3 protein-coding genes and 1 pseudogene are annotated in these 4,022 nt (G+C 68.4%); 1 reads left to right on the forward strand and 3 read right to left on the reverse strand.

Translation table 11 applies throughout. From position 1 onward, the window contains the following. Positions 1–33: 33 nt before the first annotated feature. The 3 genes and pseudogenes from EFAMC1_RS08280 to EFAMC1_RS08290 all read right to left on the reverse strand — a co-directional run. Positions 34–435, reverse strand: a pseudogene (locus tag EFAMC1_RS08280) (ATP-binding cassette domain-containing protein); the annotation flags it as partial. Between the two features lie 218 nt (positions 436–653). Beyond that, positions 654–2,030 carry an alpha/beta fold hydrolase gene (locus EFAMC1_RS08285; RefSeq protein ID WP_154053813.1) on the reverse strand — a complete coding sequence of 459 codons (1,377 nt, stop codon included), beginning with the start codon at positions 2,028–2,030 and terminating at the stop codon, positions 654–656. Positions 2,031–2,157: 127 nt separating this feature from the next. Further along, complete coding sequence (locus EFAMC1_RS08290; RefSeq protein ID WP_154053814.1) at positions 2,158–2,682, reverse strand: nitroreductase family protein; 525 nt, start codon at positions 2,680–2,682, stop codon at positions 2,158–2,160. A 305-nt stretch (positions 2,683–2,987) separates the two neighbouring features. On the opposite strand from EFAMC1_RS08290, the gene metA reads away from it, so the two are divergent. Then, positions 2,988–3,968, forward strand: coding sequence for a homoserine O-succinyltransferase (gene metA / locus EFAMC1_RS08295; RefSeq protein ID WP_154053815.1), 981 nt, complete (start codon positions 2,988–2,990; stop codon positions 3,966–3,968). Positions 3,969–4,022 lie beyond the last annotated feature (54 nt).

A 4,022-nucleotide genomic window follows, 5' to 3' on the forward strand; every position in this document is an offset into this window, starting at 1 on the left:
AAGCTGCGAGGGGTAGGAACCCTCCTTGCCTTCGAGGCCCACGAGCTTGAGCAGGTGGCGCGCCCGCTCGGCGGCCTCGGCGCGCGAGACGCGGTTGCCGGCGCTGGCGAGCGTGGAGGGGAAGATGACGTTGTCGAGCACGGTGCGCTGCTGGAACAGGCTGAAGCCCTGGAAGATCATGCCCACGTCGGCGCGGAGCTCGCGCAGGTCGCGGCCGGTGAGGCGTGTGACGTCACGGCCGTCGATGGAAACGGTGCCGGAGGTGGGGCGCTCGAGCAGGTTGATGCAGCGCACGAGGGTGGACTTGCCAGCGCCGGACTCGCCGATGATGCCGAAGACCTCGCCGGAGCCGATGGTCAGCGAGACGTCGTCGAGGGCGGTGAAGCTCCCGGACGACGTTGAGAAGACCTTTGATATGTTCGTCAGTTCAATCATGGTGGTTGCGAGTATAGCAGGGCTCTGCGTGCGGGCTGAAACAAAAACCTACAAACCCAGGAGTAATTTGCGATCGCCAGCTATAGGGTGAGACTATGGTCTGGATGAGCCGGTGGGATGTGGACAAGACAGAGCGGGTGGCGCCGTCGTGCGGCCGCGCGGGTACAGCCTCCCCCGCGCGGCACTGTGCAAAACGAACACGTCCCCAAATGACCCACTTACGAGCGCAGGGCCCGCTCGAGGTCTCCGCGGTTCTTGGCCTCCTCGAAGAGGCGCTTGAAGACGGCGCTGCCGTGCAGGCCGTCGTGCTCGAACTCGTTGGTGACCCAGGCGTGTGTGTGCGGCATCCGCGAGAGCGTGTCGAGCTGCAGCCCGGAGTCGACGTAGGCGTCGTCGAAGTAGACGGCCGCCTGCAGCGGCACCTCGTTGGCGGCCAGCCGGGCCGGGTCGTACAGCCGGTCGAACTTGGTGTCCTCCATGAGCAGGTCCATCGTCGGCTTGAAGGGCACGAGCAGCGGGTCGTCCTCGAACATCCACGGCAGGCAGGCCTCGGCCACGAGCATGAGCGGGCGCGCGTCGGCCGAGAATTCGGGGCGGCTCGCGTACTCGCGCGCGGCTGACCAGCGAATCGGCTGCTCAAGCGTGCCGTCGGCGTAGATGAGCTCCTGCAGCACCCAGTAGAGCGGGTCGCCGGCCGTGGTGAGGCTCTGCAGCGCGCCCATGAGGAACCCATCCGTGAGCTGCGGCTTTGCGCCGGCGGCTGCGAGCGTGCCCGCGCCCGCCTCGAAGGCCGTGTCGAACAGGTTGTGCAGGCGCTCGGGCGCCGGCTTCATGCCAAGGCCCTGACCCAGCTGCTGGAGGCGGCGCGGCGTGAGCGGGCTGCCGTCGGGCAGGCGCACGTCGCCCGCGGCGAGGTGGTCGGCGACGGCGGCCACGCGCTCTGCGTCCTCGGGATAGCGCTCGTAGTAGGCGCGCGTCTTGGCAGCCATGCGCGGAAACGTGTGCGCGTAGACCTCGTCGGCGCTGGCCGGCAGGTGCGGAATGGCCCCGCAGGTGAGGCTCGCGGCGATGCCTGCGGGATAAAAGCTCAGGTAGGTGAGGGTGAGCCAGCCGCCGTAGCTCTGGCCCAGCGTGGTCCAGGGGCGGCCGGCAAACTCGGTGAGGCGCAGGTACTCGAAGTCGCGCACGATCGAGGGCGCGAGGAAGCGCTTGAGGAACTCGGCCTGGGAGCGGGCGTCGCCGCGGGCCTCGAGGGCGTGGCGGCTCACGTGGCTGCTGCGGCCGGTGCCGCGCTGGTCGGGTAGCACCACGCGGAAGTGCCTGGTGGCCTCCTCGATCCAGCCATCCGAGGTGGGCGAGAGCGGCCGCGGGCCAGCCCCGCCGGGGCCACCCTGCAGAAACACGAGGAACGGCAGGTCACGGCCGACGTTCTCGGGCGTGCAGACGGTGCGGTAGAAGAGCTGGATGCGCTCGCTGTCCGGCAGGCCGTCGGCCGCGAGCTGCGCGGGCTCGTGGCCGCGCCAGTCGAGCGGCACGTCGACGGCGTGGTCCTCGACGTAGAGGCCGGGCAGGTAGTAGCTGGCAAGCTTGGGCATGGTGCCTCCTGGGTGGGTTGCAAGTTTTGGCGGGGTGGTGCGCGGCGGAGTGGCCGCGGCGGGCGGCTGCGGCGGGAGCCGGTGCACGAACGACCGCACCCGCGCAGCGGGACCGCCGCTGCCCCCACTACCTCACGAACGTGACGCGGCCCTCCTTGCGAGGCTTTGTGGCGGCCTCCCCGTCAGGCGCGGCGTAGCCCAGGATGCAGTGGCCAACGCCGCGCCACGTACCCTCGACACCCCACTTGGCCAGCAGCTTCTTGCCCTCGTCGCTCTCGAACTCCTCGTAGGCGCGGTGAATCCAGCACGAGGCCACGCCCAGTGCGTGCGCCGCGTTCATGAGGTTGCCGATGACGAGCGAGCCATCCTCCACGCAGGTGCCGCGCGCGGGGTCGGAGAGCACGACCACCACGGTGGGCGCGCCGTAGAACGGGTCGCCGCTCGTGCCCATGATCTGGGCGTTCATGCGGATCAGCGTGGCGATGTCGGCCGGGTCCTGCACCACGACGAGGTGCGTGGCCTGCTGGCCCATGCCACTCGCGGCCCAGAGGCCCGTCTCGACGATCTGCTCGAGCTTTTCGGGCTCCACCTGGCGGTTCTCGAACTTCCTGCAGCTCCGGCGCGTCTCGAGCGCCTGCACGACCTCGTTCATGGGGTCTCCCTTCGTCTTGTCTGCCTGCGCCATTATCGCGCCAACCGGGGGCGGCGGCCCGGGTGCACGCAAGTAGTTTTGGGTCGCGTGCTTCTCGCCCCGCCGCACGCCCCAGCTCCGCACTTGCCAGCCACCGCGCGCCAGCCCCGTACCACCGACCGCTCGCCCGAAAGCGTCGTCTCGCTCCTCTCCGGCTGCGCTACCATACTGCCCTGTCAGCTCGTTGCCGGCGGCAGACCGTCCGGCGCGTCGGCACCCGCGGGGTTCCATCCGCCGCGCGCGGCGCCAAGAAGGGTCCCACTGCAATGCCCATCAACATCCCCGACGGCCTGCCGGCCAAGGAAATCCTCCAGCAGGAGCGCATCTATGCGCTCGAGGAGGACGTGGCCAGAAAGCAGCAGATTCGCCCGCTCAACGTGGCGCTGCTCAACCTCATGCCCACCAAGGTCGAGACCGAGACGCAGATCCTGCGCCTCATCTCCAAGAGCCCGCTGCAGGTCAGTGTCGACTTCATGCGCGTCTCGACCCACGAGGCCACGCACGCCGCCGACCACCTCGTGAAGTTCTACGACACGTTCGAGTCCCTGCGCGACAACGTGTACGACGGTCTCATCATCACGGGCGCGCCGGTGGAGCAGATGCCATTCGAGGACGTTGACTACTGGGACGAGCTCGTGGAGATCATGGACTGGGCCAAGACCCACGTGCTCTCGACGATGTTCCTGTGCTGGGGTGCGTTTGCCGGCCTTTACCACCTGCATGGCATCCGCAAGCGCCTCTTGGGCAGCAAGCTGTTCGGCATCTTCCCGCAGCGCCTGTGCGACGAGTACAACTTTCTCACCAACGGCTTCGACGAGGTGCACAACATGCCGCACAGCCGGCACGCCGCGCCCGACGCCAACCAGGTCGACGCCGACCCCACGCTGCAGGTTCTCTCGCGCGGGTTCGAGACCGGCCCGGCGCTCATCGCCACGCACGACTTCCGCGAGGTCTACGTGCTGGGGCACTTCGAGTATGGCCGCGACACGCTGGCGCAGGAGTACTGGCGCGACTTCCACGCCGGGCTGCCCATCCAGCTGCCGGTGAACTACTTCCCGGATGACAACCCCGAGAAGCAGCCCATCTTCACCTGGCGTGCGCACGCCAACCTGCTGTATCGCAACTGGCTCAACTACCTGTACCAGACGTCGAGCTACGAGCGCGAGGACATCCCCGAGGTCATCGCCGAGCTGCGCGACAACGCCGGCAGCCTGCTCAACGAGGACGGCGCGCCGAGCAAGTTCTAGCTGTTGCGTGCCAAGACGTTGTTGACGCCGACGATGCGCGACATGGGCGGCAGG

Source organism: Olsenella uli, from assembly GCF_901212675.1.
Classification (GTDB): domain Bacteria; phylum Actinomycetota; class Coriobacteriia; order Coriobacteriales; family Atopobiaceae; genus Parolsenella; species Parolsenella uli_B.

Bases quoted from the DNA above. Each gene is read 5' to 3' on its own strand.
- EFAMC1_RS08285 (WP_154053813.1), bottom strand. From the start codon at position 2,030: ATGCCCAAGCTTGCCAGCTACTACCTGCCCGGCCTCTACGTCGAGGAC.
- EFAMC1_RS08290 (WP_154053814.1), bottom strand. From the start codon at position 2,682: ATGAACGAGGTCGTGCAGGCGCTCGAGACGCGCCGGAGCTGCAGGAAG.
- metA (WP_154053815.1), top strand. From the start codon at position 2,988: ATGCCCATCAACATCCCCGACGGCCTGCCGGCCAAGGAAATCCTCCAG.